14 protein-coding genes and 1 CRISPR repeat array are annotated in these 22,289 nt (G+C 50.4%); of the genes, 9 read left to right on the forward strand and 5 right to left on the reverse strand.

The window, feature by feature from the left end; translation table 11 throughout:
• Window positions 1–118: 118 nt before the first annotated feature.
• The 8 genes from AB1757_14195 to hemB all read left to right on the forward strand — a co-directional run bounded on the left by AB1757_14195 (window position 119) and on the right by hemB (window position 7,496).
• On the forward strand, window positions 119–457 hold the full coding sequence (locus tag AB1757_14195; GenBank protein MEW6128188.1) for a hypothetical protein: 339 nt from the start codon (window positions 119–121) through the stop codon (window positions 455–457).
• Window positions 458–632: 175 nt separating this feature from the next.
• Window positions 633–1,877: a M20/M25/M40 family metallo-hydrolase gene (locus AB1757_14200; protein ID MEW6128189.1), complete on the forward strand. Its 1,245-nt coding sequence runs from the start codon at window positions 633–635 to the stop codon at window positions 1,875–1,877.
• Between the two features lie 108 nt (window positions 1,878–1,985).
• Window positions 1,986–2,483 (forward strand): hypothetical protein, encoded by a 498-nt coding sequence (locus tag AB1757_14205; GenBank protein ID MEW6128190.1) that lies wholly within the window; start codon window positions 1,986–1,988, stop codon window positions 2,481–2,483.
• Window positions 2,484–2,764: 281 nt separating this feature from the next.
• On the forward strand, window positions 2,765–3,553 hold the full coding sequence (gene kdsB, locus AB1757_14210; GenBank protein MEW6128191.1) for a 3-deoxy-manno-octulosonate cytidylyltransferase: 789 nt from the start codon (window positions 2,765–2,767) through the stop codon (window positions 3,551–3,553).
• Window positions 3,537–3,884 (forward strand): DUF1016 N-terminal domain-containing protein, encoded by a 348-nt coding sequence (locus AB1757_14215; GenBank protein ID MEW6128192.1) that lies wholly within the window; start codon window positions 3,537–3,539, stop codon window positions 3,882–3,884. The genes kdsB and AB1757_14215 overlap by 17 nt, the downstream gene beginning before the upstream one ends.
• 105 nt (window positions 3,885–3,989) lie before the next feature.
• On the forward strand, window positions 3,990–5,660 hold the full coding sequence (locus tag AB1757_14220) for a CTP synthase (protein MEW6128193.1): 1,671 nt from the start codon (window positions 3,990–3,992) through the stop codon (window positions 5,658–5,660).
• Window positions 5,661–5,823: 163 nt separating this feature from the next.
• A complete protein-coding gene (locus tag AB1757_14225) occupies window positions 5,824–6,411 on the forward strand; it encodes a DinB family protein (protein ID MEW6128194.1) in 588 nt (195 codons plus the stop codon).
• 119 nt (window positions 6,412–6,530) lie between these two features.
• Window positions 6,531–7,496 (forward strand): porphobilinogen synthase, encoded by a 966-nt coding sequence (gene hemB / locus AB1757_14230; GenBank protein ID MEW6128195.1) that lies wholly within the window; start codon window positions 6,531–6,533, stop codon window positions 7,494–7,496.
• Window positions 7,497–7,644: 148 nt separating this feature from the next.
• Here hemB and AB1757_14235 read toward each other — a convergent pair whose 3' ends face one another.
• The 5 genes from AB1757_14235 to AB1757_14255 all read right to left on the reverse strand — a co-directional run bounded on the left by AB1757_14235 (window position 7,645) and on the right by AB1757_14255 (window position 17,813).
• The gene (locus AB1757_14235) at window positions 7,645–11,094 is read right to left on the reverse strand and encodes a carboxypeptidase regulatory-like domain-containing protein (GenBank protein MEW6128196.1); all 3,450 of its coding nucleotides are present in this window, start codon (window positions 11,092–11,094) and stop codon (window positions 7,645–7,647) included.
• A 281-nt stretch (window positions 11,095–11,375) separates the two neighbouring features.
• A complete protein-coding gene (locus tag AB1757_14240; protein MEW6128197.1) occupies window positions 11,376–13,883 on the reverse strand; it encodes an exo-beta-N-acetylmuramidase NamZ domain-containing protein in 2,508 nt (835 codons plus the stop codon).
• Between the two features lie 180 nt (window positions 13,884–14,063).
• A complete protein-coding gene (locus tag AB1757_14245) occupies window positions 14,064–15,557 on the reverse strand; it encodes a sodium:solute symporter (GenBank protein ID MEW6128198.1) in 1,494 nt (497 codons plus the stop codon).
• A 110-nt stretch (window positions 15,558–15,667) separates the two neighbouring features.
• Entirely contained in the window at window positions 15,668–16,672 is a 1,005-nt protein-coding gene (locus AB1757_14250) for a BadF/BadG/BcrA/BcrD ATPase family protein (protein MEW6128199.1), read from the reverse strand.
• Between the two features lie 64 nt (window positions 16,673–16,736).
• On the reverse strand, window positions 16,737–17,813 hold the full coding sequence (locus AB1757_14255; GenBank protein MEW6128200.1) for an SIS domain-containing protein: 1,077 nt from the start codon (window positions 17,811–17,813) through the stop codon (window positions 16,737–16,739).
• Here AB1757_14255 and AB1757_14260 point away from each other — a divergent pair.
• A complete protein-coding gene (locus tag AB1757_14260) occupies window positions 17,808–18,122 on the forward strand; it encodes a hypothetical protein (protein MEW6128201.1) in 315 nt (104 codons plus the stop codon). The genes AB1757_14255 and AB1757_14260 overlap by 6 nt on opposite strands.
• 162 nt (window positions 18,123–18,284) lie before the next feature.
• Window positions 18,285–22,154: direct repeats of the CRISPR family, unit length 30 nt; unit sequence GTTTCAATTCCACGATGGTTCGATTGATGC.
• Window positions 22,155–22,289 lie beyond the last annotated feature (135 nt).

Raw genomic sequence — 22,289 nt, forward strand, 5'->3', positions numbered from 1 at the left:
CAGTGGAACTTAAATTTCTGGAGGTTCAGAGTTACGCATTGATGCGTGAATCGCTCTTCTCTCACGACTGAAGGCGTAACTCTGAACGCTGAAAAGTATCAACTTATCTTAGGTTCCAATGTATTCAGAAGTAAAAATAAATTTTCAACAAGACTATGCCATCGCCATCGAAGGCGATTTGCATCAAGCCAATGCCGCAGCCTTTGAGAAGCGGCTGGCAGAGTGTGAAATCAATCCCGACGCCGTGGCGCTGGATATGTTGGAATTTGATGTCAGCGATGGCATTGCTATCGTCACCACCATTAATGCGATTCGCCAAATTTTAACCCGCACCAAAAAATTGAAACTGGTTGCCGCGCCGCAAATCCTCTGCCATAACCTCTATCGCGTCGGTCTGTTTGGCATAGACAGTCGAATCGAACTGGTCGCCATGCGCGAAGATGAACCTTACGCATAAACAATCATCAGCCACTTGATACCCTGACCGGAAAACTATCCACCCTGGCACGCTGCTACAAAACCCTATTTGCGCTCACAGAAACGCTCATCGGCTTTTCCGGTTGTGCGTTGCGCATGTTTGCGTGGGTGTTTAGAATGCCGTTTCTTAATCAATCTCAATGGGAGTTAGTTGCATGAAAAAATTGTTCATCGCAGGGTTGTGCGCCACACTGTTCACCTTCAACCTTGCCCTTGCCGAGCAGGATTACAACGCCGAAGCCAAACAAATCATGAATCGCGCTGATGTGCAACGGGCTTTTGCGCACGTTGACGCGCACCAAGACCCGATACTTCAGGAATGGATTCAACTCACGGAAATCAATGCGCCTTCGGGCAAAGAACGTGAACGCGCCGAAGCGGTTAAAAAAATTCTTGAAAGCCTCAAACTCGACAAAATTTATTATGATGCCAAAGGCAATCTCATCGCCCTTCGCAAAGGCACCGCCGCAAACGGTAAAGCGGTTGTCATTGATGCCCATCTCGACACGGTTTTTCAGGAAGGCTTGAAAATTAAAGCGCAAATCAAAGATGGCAAATTGTATGCGCCGGGCGTCGGCGATGACACGCGCAATGTCGAAGCCATGCTTGCAACCATTCGCGCCCTCAATGATGCCAATATCAAAACCAAACTCGATTTGATTTTTCTTTTTTCCGTCGAAGAAGAGACCAGTATGCTTGGCGCGAAAGCTTTCGTAGACGAAAACAAATCGCGCATCGCTTCTTACGTTGCGCTCGATGGCGGCTATGAAAATATGACCTACGCAGGCATCGGCATCAACTGGTACAAACACCATTTTCTCGGCGCAGGCGGGCATACACGCTCAAAAACCCCGCCTTATTCGGCGACCTTGCCGATGGCGCGCGCCATTTCGCGCATCTATGCGCTTGAACTGCCGAAAGAGCCGACCGTCAATTTAAACATCGGCATGCTGGGCGGCGCAGAGGTCGTCAATGCCAAAGCCGCTGACGCCTGGTTTACCGTAGACCTGCGTTCAACCGATCAGAAATTGATTGACGAATACGAAACGAAGATTGCAGTCATCGTCAACGAAGAAGCGGCGCGCGAAGGCATGAAATTAAAAACCGAACTGGTTACGGAAAAACTTCCGGCGGCGCAGATTCCCGGCAATCGCGAATCGTTCACGGTGCGCATGGCTGAGGCGGCGCATCGCGCCATCGGTTTTGAAAATGTGCAGGTCACACCGACGGCATCGAATAACGCCAACATCGCTTTGCTGGGCGGTGTGCAGGCATTTTCCACGGGCTGCGCGCCTTGCGGTGGCGATCATTCGCTCGCGGAATGGTGCGCTATTGAACCATTTTACAAAGGCATTAAAAAGCTCATCCTGCTCGAAGTCGCGCTCGCCGGCAGTTTGTAGTCCATAGCAGGCGCTTGGTTATTAAAATCGTTTTTAGCATTTGCATTTACCCTAACGTTTTTTGTCCGACTACAGGCTACGGACTACGGACTATTTGAAAGGAGATTTATGAAAGGTCAAAAATGGTTGTTCTTAGCAAGCTGGGTTCTGCTGTTGATGTTGTTTGCCAGCGTCGGTTTTCTTTCGCTGAACTCTTTGAGAGTCGCTTATTCCGGTCAAAACGACCTACTGGCAACCGTGACCATTGACGGCAAAGAAAAAGCCATCGGGCTTGAGCAAATCAGAGAAATCGGCGGCGATGCGGCGGTCAAAGCTTTCAAAGCGCGACGCGCCACCGCTGCGACCTTCGCGTTCGGTTATGCGTTGCTGGCGCTCTTTGTCGTTTTATTCCCGTATCGTCGCGGCGAAAAATGGGCGTGGGTTGCCCTGTTGCTTGCCACCTTACTTTCGCAACTCTTTTCTCTGGCGCGGGTTTTCACTCTGGGAACCGTGCAGGGTTCAAGCGCATCGCTTATCGTGCTGGCGATTGCGTTGCTCGGATTGCTCGCGGGCGCGCCACATCTGTTTGCGAAAAAGCCGATTGAAAATTTTGAAGAAGTGAAATAACGATTACAAGTTTATCGACCCGGCAATTAAAGAAAAATAGCCAGCGGTTTCCGCATTGGAAGTTGAGTTACCAATCATCACGCCCTGATTGAGCGAAGGCGAGCCTTGAGAAATCCTGCCGGGCGAAATTCAGAAAGGCGAGGCTCTTTTCGCTCCTTGTCGGGTCTTCTGCTGCTTTGGCTTTTCCTGAGTTGGCTCTGGCGCTTGAGCGGATATATTTTTTTCTTCGTACCGCTTCATTTGACAAACCGCTTTCGCATGACTTAGTGTGAAGACCCGTGATGGGAAAAGCGGTTGCAATCATCCCAGCGCGGTTCGCTTCAACTCGATTGCCGGGTAAGCCAATCCTTCCTCTGAAGAACATCCCGCTCATCATTCACGTGGTCAATCGCGCCAAACAGGCGAATTTGATTGCGCGCGTCATTGTCGCAACCGATGACGAACGCATCTTGAATGCGGTAATTGAGCACGGCGGCGAAGCACAAATGACCTCGACTGAGGCGGCTTCGGGAACCGACCGCATCGCTGAAGTTGCAGCGCGTCTTGACGCCGAAATCATTGTCAATGTGCAAGGCGATGAACCGCTCATTGACCCCACAACCATTGATGCAGCGATTGCGCCAATGCTGGAAGACGGGCATATTCATATCAGCACCACATCGGAACCCATCACCGAAATTGCAGACGTTTTCAATCCCAACGTCGTCAAAGTCGTAACCGATAGCTTGGGCTTTGCGCTCTATTTTTCGCGTTCGCCGATTCCCTACATTCGACCGGACGGCGGACTGACGCTTGAAGCGTTTTTACAACAAGACCCGACGCGGCTCGTAAATTTTCGCAAGCATTCGGGACTGTACGTTTATCGCAACGAATTTTTACAAAGGTTTGCGCGAATGCAGCCTTCAGGGCTTGAACGCCTCGAAAGCCTTGAACAACTTCGCGCTCTGGAGAATGGTTATAAAATCCGCGTCGTCAGAGTCGCCCATCGCTCCGTCGGCGTTGACACCGAGCAGGATTATGAACGAGTGAAACGGTTATTTGAAGGGGAACGAGATGGCGCGCAAAAGTAATCTGGCGACGAAAACCCAAACGTCATCCGCTGGTAAGTCAAGTCTGCAACCGGCGAGCACGGCAAGGGATTCGATGAAAGAAATCTCTGATATTCGTCGCTTTTATCTTACTTTTCCAATTCGGAACGCAGTGCGTGCCGAATTGACCTGGACGCATTATCGTTTGCTGCTCAAAGTCGAACGCCAGGAGGCGCGCAATTTTTATATGCTTGAATCCATCAACAACAATCGGAGCACCCGCGAACTTGAACGACAAATCAATTCGCTGCTCTATGAACGCCTGGCTTTGAGCATTGCAACGCGAACTGCGTCAAGAACGCGAAAGAGTTGAATTGGAAATCAGACTTCTTAAATGAAAGATCAGAAGTGTGCCCCGCACTTTTGCGAACTCAGCAGGTTGATAGATGGTCACTAAAACGATAGGAGAATAACTGAAATGGCTAAATATATTTTCGTCACTGGCGGCGTGGTTTCCGGCTTGGGTAAAGGACTGGCGGCGGCTTCGATTGCCGCTTTGCTTGAAGCCCGGGGTTTGAAAGTCACTTTGCAAAAACTCGACCCTTACATCAATGTCGATCCCGGCACAATGTCACCTTTTGAACACGGCGAAGTATTTGTCACCGACGATGGCGCGGAAACCGATCTGGATTTGGGGCATTATGAACGGTTCTCGCACGCGCACCTGACGCGCGCCAACAGCAAGACCACCGGCAGCATTTATCTTTCGGTTATCAACAAAGAGCGACGCGGCGATTACCTGGGCAAAACCATTCAGGTCATTCCCCACATCACCAACGAAATCAAAGAGGTGATTCGCGCCGCCGCTAAAGATTACGACGTGGCGATTGTCGAAGTCGGCGGCACCGTCGGCGACATCGAATCCCTGCCATTCCTTGAAGCCATTCGTCAGATGCGCAATGATGTCGGGCGCAAAAATGCCCTGTTCATTCACCTGACGCTTGTGCCTTACATTGCCGCTGCCCACGAACTCAAAACCAAACCGACGCAACACTCCGTGAAAGAACTGCGCGAAATCGGTATTCAACCCGACATTCTCCTCTGTCGTTGCGAAAGACCGCTGCCGAAAGAGATGAAATCAAAAATTGCGCTCTTTTGTAACGTCGAACAAAACGAAGTCATTACCGCTCAGGATGTGCCGACGATTTACGAAGTGCCACTGACGTTTGCCGAACAAAAACTCGATGCCATGATTGTGCGAAAATTGAAACTCGACGCGCCGGAAAGAAATCTGAAACCCTGGAAAGAGTTGGTGCAAACCATCAAACACCCGGACGACAGCGTCACTATCGGTATGGTCGGTAAATATGTCGGTCTTGAAGATTCCTATAAGAGTTTGAATGAAGCGTTGGTGCATGGCGGCGTCGCCAACCGTCTGCGCGTCAACATCCAGTGGATTGAATCGGAAGATTTAATTGACGACGGCAACTGGCAAGCGCGACTCCAGGGATTAGACGCCATACTCATTCCCGGAGGGTTTGGCAAACGCGGCGTCGCAGGGAAACTCAAAGCCATCCACTATGCGAGAGAAAATAAAATTCCGTTTTTCGGCATCTGCCTCGGCATGCAATGCGCCTGCATTGAATATGCGAGAGATGTTTGCGGGATTAGCGCAGCCGATTCAAGCGAATTTGAAGAAACCACCCCAGACCCGATTATTTTCAAGTTGCGCGATTTGATTGGCGTCGAAGAGATGGGCGGAACCATGCGATTGGGCGCTTACACCTGTAAACTGAAAGAAGGCTCGCTTGCCGAAAAAATTTATAACACCAACCAAATCAGCGAGCGCCATCGCCATCGTTACGAATTCAATCCCAAGTACGAAGAAATCCTCGGCAAAAATGGTCTGGTGTTTTCGGGCAAATCACCCGATGGCAAATTCATTGAAATCATCGAACTCGACAATCACCCGTGGTTTCTGGGTTGTCAATTTCATCCCGAATTCAAATCCAAACCGCTGGCGCCGCATCCCCTGTTCGTTTCTTTCATTCACGCAGCTTATGAATACCATAACCGCCAGACGAACACCGACGCCGTCAGCAACGTCAGGGTCGAAGAACAGGAGATGAAGGTCGGCGCGGCAAATTGAAGTAAAAAGTAAAAAGGTGAAAGTAAAAAGTGAACAGGCAAAAATGGCGCGCGTTACATACTTGCGCTGTTCACTTTAATTATTGTGGTTTACTTTTTCATTCTCTTAACTTTTAACTTTTGCCTTTTAACTTTTGCCTTTTTACTTTTCTGGAGCGATCACCATGCAGGCATCACCACAACAAGAAAAACTCTTTGTCGAGATTGAAGATTTGCGCCGGCAGATTCTCGACATCAAAGCTGACGCGCAAAGTTTATTTGCTTCGCTCAATCACGAGCAATTCAACTGGCGTCCGCAAGCCGGCGTCTGGTCAATCGCCGAGTGCATCGAACATCTCAATGTTGCAGCGAAACTTTATTTCCCTTTGCTCGACGCGAAAATTAACCAGGGGCGCGCGAATAAAATTTTCGGACAGGAACCTTTTCGCTATGGCTGGTTCAACAACTGGTTCGTGCGCACGCTCGAACCGCCGGTGAAATTAAAGGTCAAAACGCCAAAAGCATTCGCCCCCACTGCCGATAAATCGTTTGCTGCGGTCACTGAGGAATTTATGCAAACTCAGGAAGCGGTGATTGAACGCCTCTATCAAGCCAACGGCTTGGATTTGCGACGATTGAAAATTCAATCGCCCAGAAGCCGGTTAATTAAGCTCCGCCTCGGCAAAGCCTTCGCCATGATTGCGGCGCACGAACGCCGTCATTTATGGCAAGCGCGACAGCTAATAGCGCATCCAAATTTTCCTGCCCAATAAAACCGCCAGTGGCGCAACGCGCGAAATCTTATTCGCTCACTTGAATTCCGTTGAGGTTTCGTCAAATAATTCTGGTGACTAATTATTTTGATTCGCCACCATTTCAGGAGTCTTAATTCATGAATTTAATTCAACGTCCAAGAAGATTGCGCCGCAACGAAAGCCTTCGCGCGCTGGTTCGCGAAACCCGGCTGACGCCCGATGATTTCATCTACCCGCTGTTCGTATGCGAAGGCGAAGGCGTCAAACGCGAAATCGGTTCGATGCCCGGCGTCTTCAATCTATCGATTGATGAACTGGTTAAAGAGTGCGCGGCGGCAAAATCAGACGGCATTCGTTCAGTGATTTTATTCGGCGTGCCCAATGAAAAAGACGATGTCGGCAGCGATGCTTATGCCGAAGATGGCATCGTGCAACGCGCCATTCGCGCCATCAAACGCGAAGTCAAAGAGGTGCTGGTCATCGCCGATAATTGTTTATGCGAATATACCGACCACGGACATTGCGGGGTCATCAAAGATGGCGAAGTGCTGAACGACCCGACGCTTGATCTGTTGACGCAAACCGCCATCACGCAAGCCGAAGCCGGCGCAGACATCATCGCGCCCTCGAATATGATGGACGGCTTCGTTGCAGCGATTCGCGCAGGATTGGACGCCAACGGGTTTGAACAAATTCCGATTATGTCTTATGCGGTGAAATATGCTTCGGGGTTTTACGGACCTTTCAGAGAAGCGGCGCAATCGGCTCCGCAATTCGGCGACCGGCGCGGTTATCAAATGGACCCGGCGAATGCCCGTGAAGCGTTGCGCGAAGCCGAACTCGATTTCGAGCAAGGCGCAGATATTTTGATGGTCAAACCGGCGCTGCCTTACCTGGATATTATTCGCGCCGCGCGGGAACGCTTCGATGTGCCGATTGCCGCCTATCAGGTGTCGGGCGAATACGCCATGATCAAAGCCGCCGCGAAACTCGGATGGATTGATGAAGCGCGGGTGGTTAGCGAATCGCTTACCTCAATCAAGCGCGCCGGAGCCGATATGATTTTGACTTACTTCGCGCGCGAGATGGCGCAACGACTATAAGGTTTATAATTGCCTTTACCTGGCATTGATTGAAAACGCGGTCAAAGACCGCTTGCTCAACTTCGTCTTTCTCATCAATCAAAACAGCCGCTACATTGATTTGTAGCGGCTGTTTTTTTCATTCGCGGCAAAACTCAACAACTGAAAATCAGTAATTGAGTTTCAATCCGAATTGAATCAAGCGCGGGTCGCGGGTGCTCGTCACCTGTCCGAAGGTGGTGCTGCCGAACACCGTGCTGAGACCGCTGAAGTTGGTATGGTTGAAGAGATTGTAGGCTTCCGCGCGGAATTGCAATCTCATGTTTTCGGTAATTCTGAAGCGCTTGCCCAGGGTCATATCCCAACGCTGATAGCCGGGACCGCTGAAAGCGCCGCGCGGCGCGCCACCGATGCGGGTTACGCCTGCCGGCACCAACGCGAAGGCGCTGGTCTCAAACCATTTGGTGCGGGTGCGAACTTTGGAAAACAGATTGGGGTCGCCAACCAGGTCAGGACGTCCTGACGAAGCACTGGGTCCCAAAAAGCCCACCGCTCCGGGGTCTGTACCGGTGGTGGTGATGGTTTGCGGCAAGCCTGTACCGGCGCTGATGATACCGGAAAGTTGCCAACCGCCGAGAATTTGTCCGAAGATGCCTTCCTGTTTTTTGAAAAACGGCAAGGCGTAGACATAGTTAATCGAGACCACATGGCGACGGTCAAACTGCGCCGGCCCGTAATCCTCTGAACGTTGATAGAAGCTCTGCGGTGAACTGCTGCGGTCGGTCTGCGCATCGGTCAACGCATGTGACCAGGTGTAAGAGAGCCGCACGAGCGAGCTGTCCGCAAAGCGTTTTTCGGTTGAAAACTGCATCGAATGATAATTCGAGTTAAACCACGGTTGAATGGTGTTGATTGCCGTGTAGCCTTTGTACGGACGAACGGCATTGAGTCTTGGAGTTAAGGCTGAGGTGACCTGCGTACCGGCAGGAATGATACCGGCAGCAACCGCAGCCCCCGGCGCGACTTGATTGATGTCAACCACACCAATCAGATGTACACCTCTTGAACCATAATAACCCACATCAACAATGAGGTTTTTGGCAATTTCTCGCTGGATGTCAAAACTCCATTGCTGAATGTAAGGAGCATCTTCGGTATTCTGCACACCGCGCAAAGCGAGCGGCGCAGCCGAAATGCTCGGCAATACCGATGCCGGGTCATTCAACACGGTGTTGCTAATGGTGACGTTCTGCACATATGGCGGATTGGCAAAGATATTTTGTTCAAGGATGCCGACGAGCACTACGTCATAGCTCAAGCCATAGCCGCCGCGAATCGCTGTCTTGCCATCTTTGAACGGGTCCCAGGCAAAGCCGAAAACCGGCGCTAACCCTTTATTAAATTCCGGGGTTATTTTGTCGCCATAAGGCGAAGTCGAACCGGCAACGATGACGCCATTGAGCGGGTCGCCCGTACCAGGCACGCGATTGCCGGTCGTCGGGTTAATCTGAAAGGCTTTCGCCGGGTCGTAAGCCGCCGGGTCGAAGTTGGTGAGCAATCCGGCTTTGTCATAAGGCTGACGGAAAAATGAATAACGCAAGCCGTAATTGATGGTCAGGTTCGGACGCCAGCGAAAATCATCCTGTACGTAAAATTCAAACTGGCGTGAACGAATGTCAGGAGTTAAATCCTGAGAGGCTTGTGTAAAGGTTGCCACCTTACCGAGCAGGAAATTAGCCCACGCCTGTTGTGTCGTAGTGGCGGTGCTTCCCGCAGGTCTCGGCGAGGTCGCAAAAGTGAAACTGCCGACGTTATTGCCACCGGCATTTTCGGTCTTCTGGTAGAAATGAATGCTGGTGCCGAACTTCAAGGTATGCGAACCGCGAAGCCAGGTCAGGTTGTCGTAGATGTTGTGATTGCGATTGAAGTCATCGTAAGGACCGAACCCGGCGGTGCCGCTGAAACCGGGAGAAACACTCGGTATGCGGTTGAGGGTTACGGCGAAAGGCAGTTTGATTGCCGATGCAACATTCGGCGAATTGTCTTTCAAAACCGCTCCGGTGGGGTCGCTGATAATCGCGCCATAAGAAAAGGCATAGCCCGATTCATTCAATAGATTCGGCGTCAGGGTTTGAACGCTGCGAAACACCCAGCTATAGCCCGGCGAATCGGTCTTGGTGGTTGCTACGCCCGGCAAAGCGTTGCCCGTGAATAACCCGCCCGGCTCCTCCGTCGGAATGGTGTCATGCAGATAGCGCACGGCGAAGGTGAGATTGGTGTTGAAGTTATGGTCTATGCGCACCAATTCCTGCCGGTGATTAAAAATGCTTCCTGCATTGCTGATGAGCGTATTGGTTCCGGAGTTCGGCAATGGCAGTTTACTGTAGATGTCCGTGATATAGGCTTGCGCCGCCGGATTGATATTGCCTATTGACGTTGCCGATTGCGTGCAGGTGGTTCCCGCTGCATTAGTGGCAATGCAGATGGGCTGCGAGAAAACCCCTTGTCGTTCTGCGGCTGACGGAACCGTCGCATTGAAATTGGCATAGTTAATCACCCGACGAAATTCCTGCGAAAAGAAGAAAAAGGTTTTGCTCTGGTCGCGGTCGTACAGTCCCGGAATGAACACCGGACCGCCGATGGTGTAACCGAAATTGTTATAGCGCAGTCGTGGTCGCGGGGTACGCTCTTTGCCATCGCGCGGGTCGCCCACCGCAACAATGACATCCGGGGCTTTGGCGTTGGGGTTTGAAGTGAAGCGACCGGTCAAATTATTGAAATAGGTATTGGCATTGAGTTTGTCATTGCGGAAAAACTCATAAAAATTGCCGTGAAATTCCTTGCCGCCCGATTTGGTGACGACGTTGACCGCGCCGGCGGCGTTGCGTCCAAATTCGGCGGTGTAATGATTGCGATGCACTTTGAATTCGGCAATCGCATCAACGCTGGGATAGTTGAGCAAGGTGAGGTTTGACCCCCGGTCAACGTTATCCGCGCCATCGACTGTCCAACTGTTCTGGCTGGAGCGCGCCCCGTTGATGGAAATTTGCAAGACGTTGGTTTGTCCGAACGGGTTGGTGGTGCCGATATAAGGCTGGTCAACGTTGCCGCCGCTCACGCCCGGAAGCAAAGTAACCAGTTGAATGAAGTTGCGATTATTGAGCGGCAACTCGCGGACTTCGACATTTGAAACCAGTCCGGCTGCCGAAGCCGATTGCAATTCGACCTGCGTGGGCGCAGCTTGAATCACCACCTCTTCGGTTGCGCCGCCGACTTCGAGATTGATATCAACCGTAATCCGGTCATTGACGTTGAGTTCGATGTCGGTTTTGGTATAGCGTTTGAAGCCTGCGGCTTCGACGGACACCGAATAACGACCGATGGGCAGTAAAGGCGCAGAGTATGCCCCATCGGAATCCGTAGTAAGCGTGCGCACCACAATACCTTTGCCAATATCTCTGACAATAACTGTGGCTCCGGCAATCACTGCGCCGTTGGCATCTCTGACGATTCCTGAAATGCTGCCCGTGATGTCTTGCGCTTTCACCGGTACAAGGCAGACGCCGAGCAGCATCGGCACCAGCACCAGACATATGAGCTTATGGTATCTCATCAGCATAAGATTTCCTCCGTATGTTAATTTCTAAGACCCTGACGGCGATTTAATATGCCGTCTTAAGACAATTCCTAAAGAGCGGACTCCTCAATTCAATAATATTTTTTCACCACAGGTTTTTATTGAATTGAAAAGAGAGTAAAGCGATTCGTTAGAAAAAGCTTGAATTTAAGTATCATACTCCGCGCCGTGCAGCAAATTGTTTTCGCTGCGGACGCCAAGTCGAGTGACCTGGATTTCCTCAAACTTTTCCGGCATCGGTCTCTCACCGATGATTTTACAAACTAATACAATAAATACTTCTGCCTGACACTGTTAAACTCCGATAGACCCTCGCGCCAAAGCCCCCGTATCTCATGCGGCAACCTGCCGTCTTTGAGCGCCGCAAGCGTCCGGCGATTGACCAGCAACCGCAAATAGTCATCCACCTTCCATACAGTTGGATAAAGCCGATAAAGCAAATAAGCGATTTCGATTCCGGTTGTCACAGGTCGAAAAGTTGCCCGGTCGGTGATGATGATATTGATGCCGCCGCATTCTTCATTGGCAAATTTCGACGCTTTCGGCGTAAAGCGCACCGGCACGAAACGCGCGCCCGCGAGTCCCGCCTGATTGAGTTGTTCGGCGAGTTTCTGCCCATCGATGTAAGGCGCGCCGACGACTTCAAACGGTGTATCAGTGCCGCGCCCCACAGATACATTGGTAGTTTCAAGCAAGCCGATTCCCGGATAGAGCAAAGCTTCGGTGAGGCTTCGCATATTCGGCGATGGATTAATCCAGGTTAATGTCGTCGCATCGAAAAAGTCTGCGCGTCGCCAGCCAGCCATTTTAATCACCGTCAAATCCGCGCCGATTTTTCTTTCGGCATTAATCATGGTCATCAATTCGCCAACCGTCATGCCGTGACGCACAGGCAAAGGGTGATAGGCGATAAACGAATTTTTAGTCAAGTCCTCATCGGCTACTGCGCCTTCGACGTCGTTGCCGTTAATCGGATTGGGACGATCAAGAACCACGAATTTGATGTTGCGGCGCGCCGCTTCTTCCATTGCATAGCCGCAGGTCGTGATGTAGGTATAAAAGCGACAGCCAATGTCTTGAATATCAAAGACCAGCGTATCAATGCCTGCGAGCATTTCATCGGTCGGGCGTTTGGTCTTTGAATCGTAGAGGCTATAAACCGGCAAGCCGGTCTTTTCGTCTTTGGTGTTGCCGACGAAATTGTCTTCGAGTCCGCGCAGCCCGTGTTCAGGTGAAAAGAGCGCCACGAGTTTTAAATTTTTCTGCGCCGCAAATACATCGATGGTGGCGCGACCGGCGCGGTCTTTGCCCGTGTGATTGGTGATGAGTCCGAGGTTGCGCCCTTCGAGTTGTTTGAAATTATCGCGCACTAAAACATCAATGCCGGTCAGTACGGGGTGCACCTGTTCGATAACCGGCGCGCGCGCGGGTTGTGTGCGCGGCTCGGCGTAATAATCATTCGCGGCGACGTGTTCAAAGATTGGCGCAAAGGGCGGCGCAATAATTGAACTGGCAACGATTGAGGCGACGAATGAACGAATGCGCGTGACATCGCCTTTGCCGTTGGGATGCACGCGATTCGATAAAAAGACCACGAAGGTTTGACTGGTCGGGTCAATCCACAGACTGGTTCCGGTAAAGCCTGTGTGCCCGAAGGTGCCGAGCGGAAAGAGGTCGCCGCGATTGGATGAAAAGGTCGTGCCCGCGTCCCAACCGAGTCCGCGCATTTCACCAAGCGGCGTGCCGCGCGGCTGGGTCATGCGTTCGACGCCGTAAGGGCTGAGAATGCGCCTGCCGTTATAGGTGCCGCCATTTAAAATCATCTGGCAAAAGACCGCCAAATCATCGGCAGTTGAAAACAGTCCCGCGTGTCCGGCTACGCCGCCAAGTAGATACGAACGCGGGTCGTGAACCTCGCCGCGCATAAAATCTCGCTCATTGCCTTCACGACCAACTCGTTTTTCAGTTGGTGCAAACTGGGCTAGGGGAGCATAGGTTGCAAGAAATGTCATTTTCCCTATCGGAGTTGTCTCTGACCTATGCAGCGCATAAGGGTCCAACCCATATTTTTGATGTATAAAGCCGGTAGATAACATACCAAGAGGCACAAAGACGTTTTCTCTAGCAAATTGACCAACCGTTTTTCCACTAACGCGCCTGATGATTTCCGCTGCGACGATGTAACCGACATCGGAATAGATGAACTTGGTGCCGGGTTCGTAATCGGGTTTGAGTTCGTAGATGCGCTGCATCGCTTCCGCTGCGCCGTGTTCATAATCGTGAATCGAATTATCAGGCACAAAGCCTGCGCGATGCGTAAGCAGTTGTTCAACCGTGACATTGGCTTTGCCCGCTTTGTTGAATTCGGGAATGTATTTCCAGACCGGGTCGCCAAGTCTTACCTTGCCTTGTTCGACAAGAATCATCATCGCGGTCGCGGTCGCCACGACTTTCGTAAGCGACGCCAGATCGAAAATCGTATCCAGGGTCATGGCTTCGGTCTGCGGTTCAACGGCGCGATTGCCGAAGGCTTTGCGATAAACGATTTTGCCTTGTCGTCCGATCAACACGACCGCGCCCGGCGTCTCTTTGCGTTTAATGGAATCGTTTACCGCTTCATCAATCAACGCCAGGCGTTTGCTATCCATGCCGACGGATTCCGGCGCGGCAACCGCGAGTTTCGATAGCGATTGATTGGCATTGGCGCGCCGTTGCGCCAATAGAGACAAAGGCAGAAGCGTAATAACCAGACAGGCAATAACTGAATTCAACGCCAAAGCTTTAAAAATGTTTGAACCACCGAGACACCGAGACGCACGAAGAGGTGAAGAGGTGAAGAGGTGAAGAGGTGAAGAGGTGAAAGATGTGCTCTCTCCCTTTCTCCCCTTCTCCCTTTCTCCCCTTCTTCTTTTCTGTCTCAGTAGTGAATTATTTTTTCCCATTGAAAATTCTTAATCCGCCGCTTGCTCTAAAATTTTTTCGCGGTCAAGCGCGAGGCTTGCCAGGTAACCGACCACAAAGGTCACGGTTGAACCAATCAACACATACCATTGCCATGAAACCTTCAACTGCAACCATACGAACGCCATAAACAGAATGCCGGTGATGACGCCAACCAATGCGCCGCGTTTCCCGACAGATTTGGTCAGCGAGCCTAAAAAGAACAATCCGAGCACCGGCCCGTTGGTAAACGACGCGATGGCAAGCACTGCATCAACTACGCGCCGGTTCATAGTGATGGCAATAATCGCCACGATGATTTGCACAATCCCCCACCCTGCGGTGAGGATTCGCGAGACTTTCAAGTAATGCTCGTCACTTTTACCCCTGGCAAAAAGCGATTGATAAAAATCGGTCACCGCGGTTGCCGAGGATGAGTTGAGCGATGATGAGAGCGTGCTCATCGCTGCCGCAAAAATCGCCGCAATCACCAGTCCGACCAAGCCGCGCGGCAGTTGTGTGACAATGAAATAGGGGAACACGCTATCGGCTTTCGCGGCGACCTCCGCAGGCAGCGCGGCAATGCCCGCGTGGTTGTAAAATACAAAGAGCATAATGCCGATGAACAAAAACAGAATGAATTGCAGGAAAACCACCACCCCGCTCGACAACAGGGCAACGGTCGCCTGTTTGGCGCCTTTGCTGCACAGGTAACGTTGCACCATCAACTGGTCTGTGCCGTGGGTTGCGGTGGTTAAAAATGCGCCGCCAATGATTCCCGCCCAAAAGGTGTAACTGCGTCCGAGGCTCATCGTAAAATCAAAGAGCTGAAATTTATGATACTGATTGCCAACCGCGACGATTTCGCCCCAACCGCCGGGGATAAGGTTGAGCAAAATCACTGCGGCAACCAACGCGCCGCCGACATAAATCACCAGTTGCACAACGTCTGTCCAAATCACCGCAGACATCCCGCCAAGATAGGTGTAAACGATGGTCACCAGCCCGATGATTAAAATCGATGTCGGGTAGTTCCATCCCGTCAGCGCGACCAGAACGATTGCCGTCGAATAGAGGCGTATGCCATCGGCAAAGGAGCGGGTGATTAAAAAGAGCGTTGCAGCCGTGCGCTTGACGGTGCCGCCGAAACGTTTATCGAGTACCTGATAAACCGTAAACAGTTCGCCGCGAAAATAGAGCGGGATAAAAAGAAACACGATCACCAGGCGACCCAGCATGTAGCCGGTGACCAGTTGTAAAAAGGTCAGGTTGCCGCCTTCGCCTGCTGCATTGGCGGCAAAGGCGAATGCCGGAACGCTGATAAACGTTACCGTCGAGGTTTCGGTTGCAACGATTGATCCCGCAAGCGCCCACCAGGGAACGTTTTTATCCGAAAGAAAATAATCGCGGATGTCTGCCTGTTTGCGCCCGAAATACCAACCGACGCCAGTCACCGCGAGCATATAAACGATGAGAACGATAAGGTCGAGTGTATGTAGTTGCATATGAAGATGTCAGATGAAAGATGTCAGGCAAATGACTGCCACCTTATAACCGTTCAGGTGCGGGAAAGCAACCGCAAACGATTAAAGTATCTGACCTCAACATCTCACATCTAGTATTTCACCACTGACGATTCTGCAAGTTTGATGGCACCGATGGTCGGCGAATTGAGCGGCTCGCCGATTTCCACCCGAGGCGCGTATTCCACAATGGCGCGACGGAAAGGTTCGCTCAAAAATTTGCCGGACTTGAAAACGCTTCCGACGCAAGCCACGCGAAACGCCTGCTGCTGCATGCCGAGTTTCTCAATCACCGCAATTGCCATTTGCGCAAGCTCGCGACCTGCGCCTTCTAAAATCTCCTGCGCCACTCTGTCGCCTCGCTCGGCGGCTTCGGCAACCACTTCCGCGAGTTCGGCAATACGCGCCGGCTTGGCTTCATCGGTATAAATCACGCTTGGCAAATCGGCGAGATTTTTAACCCCGAGTTTATGGAAAACCAGGTCTTTTAAAAGCGTCGCCTCCGAACGTCCGTCTTCGGATGCGGCAATCGCTTTCAACGCCTGGCGGGCAATATCATAGCCTGACCCTTCATCGCTGAAGGTCGGCCCCCAACCGCCTGAGCGCGCCTCTTCGCTGGCTTCATTGATGCCGAAAGCAATCGACCCGGTTCCGGCAATGACAATGACGCCGGGTTTGCCATCAAGCGCGCCGGTCAGCGCAACTCTGGCATCAGTGACCAGTTCAAGGTTTTGAATTCCGAGTTTGCTTTCGAGTTTCTTTTTCATCTTGTGGTAGTGGAGCGGATGAGAGACGCCGGCGATGCCAAAACAAGCGGCGGTGATATTTTCGATTTGCAGTCCGGCTTTTTTGAGCGCCGCTTCAACCGCATCTTCGATGTGACTGACGGCTTCATCAAAGCCTATGCGATGGGGATTGGCGCCGCCACTGATGCCTTGACCGATAACCCGCAGGTTGGCATCGGTAATGATGGCATCGGTTTTCGTGCCGCCGCCATCAATGCCTAAAAAATAGACCTCCCGCGTCGCTCTTTCGCGCAGCGGCTGGGGGGCTACCGGCTGGCTTATGCTCGTATGATGTGTCACGGCTGTCGACATAAAACTTCCTTTACGACTTATAAAAACTTCGTGACCGGGTCACGAAATTCAGGGGCTTAAAAATTCAAACATTCAATAAAACGGTGCGCGCCAGATGCGGCGGCGCATCCGGGTTGGCTTCGCGCAGACTAGCGCGCCAGTAAGCCATCAACTGGCCTACGTGCGCATACAACGCTGTCAGAAAAATTCCCGACAAGTTGTTTTTTATTCCCAGAACCGCATCTCTGTCGGTGGCAACCAAAGAGGCGCGTTCATCTGTCACCACCAGGGCTTTTGCGCCGGTCGCCTCAATCTCATCAAGCAAGGTACGGAGATGCGCCAGTTCATCTTTGACCGGAAAGATAATCACCTGGCAACCGGCATCTAGAGCCGCTTTCGGGCCGTGACGAAATTCCAGCGTGCGATAGCTGAGCGCCGCTTCAAGCGCCATCTCGGTGACCTTCAAAGCGCATTCATCGGCAAGCCCTTTCATGGCGCCCGACCCTAAAAAGATGAAGCGGGTGAACCGCTCATCTTCGGCAATTTGCCGGAGCCGCGCTTCACTCAGTTCAAGCGCCGCCGAAATCAGCGAGGGCAAGGTGGCAATCTCGGCGCGGCGCGCGCCACCGGCTATGGCATCCGCCAACAGATAAAACCCGGTGAGCATACAGGTGAATGCCTGTGTCATCACCACTGAGTGCTCGTAACATTCGGTAAACGCCAGTTCGACGTCGCAGACGCTTGCCACGCTGCCGCCGGTTTCGCCAACCATAGCGATGGCGCGCGCCGCGTATTGGCGTTGCAATCGCTCGACGGCGAGTTTGACTTCGGTGGTTCCGCCGCTACGCGAAATCGCCAGCACCAGCGGTCGGGCATGAGGTGGCAGGTAATGTTCGGGAAAATGCATCAATTCCGATGCGGCAATGGCAGTGACCGGACGACCGAGCATTTCACTCCAGGCAAACGAAGCGCAAATCGCCAGATGATGCGATGAACCGCAACCGGTAATGAGAATGTCGGTGTATTGTTCTAAAGGTAAGAGTGAGGCAATCGCTGCAAATCGAGACTGAGCAAGGGCGATGGTTTTCTGACAAGCGTTTGCCTGATTGTAAATTTCGCTTAAAGTTATCGGGGTACTTCCCACATCCGCGTTCATATGCATTTTTATCGTAACCCTCTGCAAGTCGGTTATAAAGCCTTAAAAGCGATATGTATCACGAAATGTTTTTATGGTTTCGATAACGAGTTTTATGACTGGCGATGGGGTTGGGTGATGGGGATGCACCTTCGCCGACAAAGAGTAGGCGTAATTCGCGGGTGTGTGTGCGCTGATGATGCCCGCCAAAAGTTCCCTAAACCGGAATGCAGCAGCCTGGTACACGACACATTCAGAATAAGCCCGGTTTATCGGCATTTTTTCAACATCGAGTGTGCCAATGTCTTGATTTCCGGTTTAGGCGATTTGTATTGATTTGCAGGCTGGCGCGAGTCTTTACTTGGCATCAACTGCTCCCGTTGATTAAATCACGAACCGATTTAAACTGGCTGCGCTGGTCGTTATTCGGCATCAACCCGTCTTCAGGTGAATTGAGCTGAGTGGGAAGGTTTATTGATTATCTAATTTCTGACCAACCTTCCAATCCCACGATGGTTCGATTGATGCAATTCCCCTGTTGCCTGCGAACGATCCTTGAGAATGGTTTCAATTCCACGATGGTTCGATTGATGCATTTATTTTTCAATTTGCTTTCGTTTTCAGGCAATCGTTTCAATTCCACGATGGTTCGATTGATGCATGGAGCAACTTTGCAACATCGATTGAAAGTGACATGTTTCAATTCCACGATGGTTCGATTGATGCGCGGACACAAGGGCAATAGCCACGCTCGATATTTTTAGTTTCAATTCCACGATGGTTCGATTGATGCCCGGGCCGCCGTAAAAATTGCCCATCCCCGGTGTGTGTTTCAATTCCACGATGGTTCGATTGATGCCAAGCACGGTTAAATTGAAATTGCGAAGCTCAATGTGTTTCAATTCCACGATGGTTCGATTGATGCGCGCGCCAGTGTCGCCCTGTGCGCCATCGAAACCAGGTTTCAATTCCACGATAGTTCGATTGATGCTTCACCGAAGCCGCGATTGATGAGGCTTTGCAATCGTTTCAATTCCACGATGGTTCGATTGATGCCCTCCGTGGGTTTACCAGAAGCCCTTCTTTAGGGCGGTTTCAATTCCACGATGGTTCGATTGATGCATGATAAAGAATTGCATAGTTCTCCTATCAGATAAAGTTTCAATTCCACGATGGTTCGATTGATGCTCGATATTCGCTTTCGGATGCTGCAACCGCACGAATGTTTCAATTCCACGATGGTTCGATTGATGCAAATCAAAGGGCGATGGGAGGCTTATAGCAAGGCTAGTTTCAATTCCACGATGGTTCGATTGATGCACACTTATCCCATGCAGGCTATATACGACTAGGACAGTTTCAATTCCACGATGGTTCGATTGATGCCTGCGCGCTATTTTTACCGGAAACGATTCGACGCTGTTTCAATTCCACGATGGTTCGATTGATGCTCAGTCGAGCCTTAAATGAGTTGCTCGATACCGACGGTTTCAATTCCACGATGGTTCGATTGATGCAGAGCAATAATAGAAGCGATGTTTTTTTAGGTTTATGTTTCAATTCCACGATGGTTCGATTGATGCTCGCGTTTGCAAAACCCCACTCCAAATGCGGCACGGTTTCAATTCCACGATGGTTCGATTGATGCCTTTCATTTTGAGCCGCAGATTTTCGCTGTAGGTGTGTTTCAATTCCACGATGGTTCGATTGATGCATGGGACTGATGACCAAGTTATGAGAGGACTGTATGAGTTTCAATTCCACGATGGTTCGATTGATGCCACACAAGGAATTTCTGAAAACCCAACTACAACCGAGTTTCAATTCCACGATGGTTCGATTGATGCTACTACCGTTTAAACCTCGACAAGCTCAATAAGTTAGTTTCAATTCCACGATGGTTCGATTGATGCCAGAGATTTATCTATCGCTGAATTAGAAACCTGTGGTTTCAATTCCACGATGGTTCGATTGATGCACTACAAGGTCATCCCACAAAAGAAGACCTCAAAAAGTTTCAATTCCACGATGGTTCGATTGATGCCGTTTTGCTAACCACGCTGATTGTCGCTATATCAAAGTTTCAATTCCACGATGGTTCGATTGATGCGCTAACCACCAGGCGTGTTCAGCGATTGCCGGTTGGGGTTTCAATTCCACGATGGTTCGATTGATGCACATGATTGCGGCTTCGCTTTGCCTTGCCATCGCTGCGTTTCAATTCCACGATGGTTCGATTGATGCCCGGTGCTCTGAAATCGTGTTCGAGTCGTGAATAATGTTTCAATTCCACGATGGTTCGATTGATGCACTTTTTCCAGTCAACCATTTCAAAACACCAAACTGGTTTCAATTCCACGATGGTTCGATTGATGCGATTTAGGAAAAGAAAAAGGCGTATTAGCGTCCACAGGTTTCAATTCCACGATGGTTCGATTGATGCACAACAAACCCGGCACATTTCTTCAACCACTTTCGAGTTTCAATTCCACGATGGTTCGATTGATGCCCGCAGCAATCTCTTTTGCTCCGGCAGCAGCCGTAAAGTTTCAATTCCACGATGGTTCGATTGATGCTGGATAATCGCCACGCTGGCGGGCGATGCGACGTTGAGTTTCAATTCCACGATGGTTCGATTGATGCATCCTCAGCGCCACCTTGCTCGCACTTTTGGAGCAAGTTTCAATTCCACGATGGTTCGATTGATGCAACGGGAAAAGAGGAGAAGAGTCAGAAATCTATCTCGTTTCAATTCCACGATGGTTCGATTGATGCGAAAATCTACAAGACTGCTTGTACCTTTGCTCTGCATGTTTCAATTCCACGATGGTTCGATTGATGCAAGTCTTTGAAATTCATCTTCCTTATCAAGATAATAGTTTCAATTCCACGATGGTTCGATTGATGCCGATGGAGTAAATTATTCGTATACTATACCTTCAACGTTTCAATTCCACGATGGTTCGATTGATGCCGGCGATTGCGATTGCTGAATCGATCTATTCTTCTTAGTTTCAATTCCACGATGGTTCGATTGATGCAAGAAGAATTCCAGGTCAATCAGTGAGAATTTAAATGTTTCAATTCCACGATGGTTCGATTGATGCTTCATTTTTTTATTCCACAAAATCCACATATCCAGCGTTTCAATTCCACGATGGTTCGATTGATGCAGCTTGAATTTCTGCCAGCAATGCATGTCGTTGTGTGTTTCAATTCCACGATGGTTCGATTGATGCCTTATTTCAACAAGATAGTTTATTCGTCGAAGAAAGTTTCAATTCCACGATGGTTCGATTGATGCGAACTGCCCAATGACTCGCGAGTTGAGGTCTGTGATGTTTCAATTCCACGATGGTTCGATTGATGCACGCAAAATTGAAAGGTCGCTTTCGCGCATCTTCATTGTTTCAATTCCACGATGGTTCGATTGATGCGACGCCCAGCCTTCCGAAGACCAGGAGCCGGGCATAGTTTCAATTCCACGATGGTTCGATTGATGCTTTGGCTTCGGCGCAATTACTCCATCACCAAAGCGCAGTTTCAATTCCACGATGGTTCGATTGATGCACAACGTCACTGGTTACGGTGACGCAACGTGGGCAAGTTTCAATTCCACGATGGTTCGATTGATGCGCGAGCAGAAAAAATGGCGACGGCGACACAAAAACCGGTTTCAATTCCACGATGGTTCGATTGATGCTATACTTCTCAAATCCCGACAACTGCCTGAACTTCAGTTTCAATTCCACGATGGTTCGATTGATGCACGGCTATTTTTTTCGATTCGGACGGCAGTGTTTTAAGTTTCAATTCCACGATGGTTCGATTGATGCCGGCAAGGGATTTCTCGTATACCCCTGCCTTAAACTGTTTCAATTCCACGATGGTTCGATTGATGCTTTTCGTAATGATGGCGCTTACTCTGGTGCAAGGTGGTTTCAATTCCACGATGGTTCGATTGATGCATGCGATAGCGCAAAACTCAGGTGGTGAACGCACTCGTTTCAATTCCACGATGGTTCGATTGATGCAAGGATTGCCAGATTACCTTTCATCGGCTTGCCGCCGGTTTCAATTCCACGATGGTTCGATTGATGCCCGGGCAATTGCGGTCGTGACCCAGTAAATCAAAGTGCGTTTCAATTCCACGATGGTTCGATTGATGCCCCTCGACGAAGAAGAGGGTAATTATGATGAGGATTTGTTTCAATTCCACGATGGTTCGATTGATGCATGCTTTTCCATCTACACCGTCCAGCCGAAAAATAAGTTTCAATTCCACGATGGTTCGATTGATGCATACGCTATGCCAAGCGTGAGCAATTCAGGATGCTGGTTTCAATTCCACGATGGTTCGATTGATGCTTGGAGAGCAGGGCTGTAACAAAGTCGGTTGACAATTAAAAAAAGGACCTCCCTCGGTTACTCTGTTAGTTGCAAAACCACACAGAACCGGAGGAAGGTCTCGATGCATCATAACACTTTTGCCAATTCGCTTGC

The organism is Acidobacteriota bacterium, assembly GCA_040754075.1.
Lineage (GTDB): Bacteria > Acidobacteriota > Blastocatellia > UBA7656 > UBA7656 > JBFMDH01.

What these genes read in the sequence shown, in the direction of transcription:
- AB1757_14195 (MEW6128188.1), top strand. Translation starts at nt 119, where the DNA reads ATGTATTCAGAAGTAAAAATAAATTTTCAACAAGACTATGCCATCGCC.
- AB1757_14200 (MEW6128189.1), top strand. Translation starts at nt 633, where the DNA reads ATGAAAAAATTGTTCATCGCAGGGTTGTGCGCCACACTGTTCACCTTC.
- AB1757_14205 (MEW6128190.1), top strand. Translation starts at nt 1,986, where the DNA reads ATGAAAGGTCAAAAATGGTTGTTCTTAGCAAGCTGGGTTCTGCTGTTG.
- kdsB (MEW6128191.1), top strand. Translation starts at nt 2,765, where the DNA reads ATGGGAAAAGCGGTTGCAATCATCCCAGCGCGGTTCGCTTCAACTCGA.
- AB1757_14215 (MEW6128192.1), top strand. Translation starts at nt 3,537, where the DNA reads ATGGCGCGCAAAAGTAATCTGGCGACGAAAACCCAAACGTCATCCGCT.
- AB1757_14220 (MEW6128193.1), top strand. Translation starts at nt 3,990, where the DNA reads ATGGCTAAATATATTTTCGTCACTGGCGGCGTGGTTTCCGGCTTGGGT.
- AB1757_14225 (MEW6128194.1), top strand. Translation starts at nt 5,824, where the DNA reads ATGCAGGCATCACCACAACAAGAAAAACTCTTTGTCGAGATTGAAGAT.
- hemB (MEW6128195.1), top strand. Translation starts at nt 6,531, where the DNA reads ATGAATTTAATTCAACGTCCAAGAAGATTGCGCCGCAACGAAAGCCTT.
- AB1757_14235 (MEW6128196.1), bottom strand. Translation starts at nt 11,094, where the DNA reads ATGCTGATGAGATACCATAAGCTCATATGTCTGGTGCTGGTGCCGATG.
- AB1757_14245 (MEW6128198.1), bottom strand. Translation starts at nt 15,557, where the DNA reads ATGCAACTACATACACTCGACCTTATCGTTCTCATCGTTTATATGCTC.
- AB1757_14250 (MEW6128199.1), bottom strand. Translation starts at nt 16,672, where the DNA reads ATGTCGACAGCCGTGACACATCATACGAGCATAAGCCAGCCGGTAGCC.
- AB1757_14260 (MEW6128201.1), top strand. Translation starts at nt 17,808, where the DNA reads ATGCATTTTTATCGTAACCCTCTGCAAGTCGGTTATAAAGCCTTAAAA.
- AB1757_14255 (MEW6128200.1), bottom strand. Translation starts at nt 17,813, where the DNA reads ATGCATATGAACGCGGATGTGGGAAGTACCCCGATAACTTTAAGCGAA.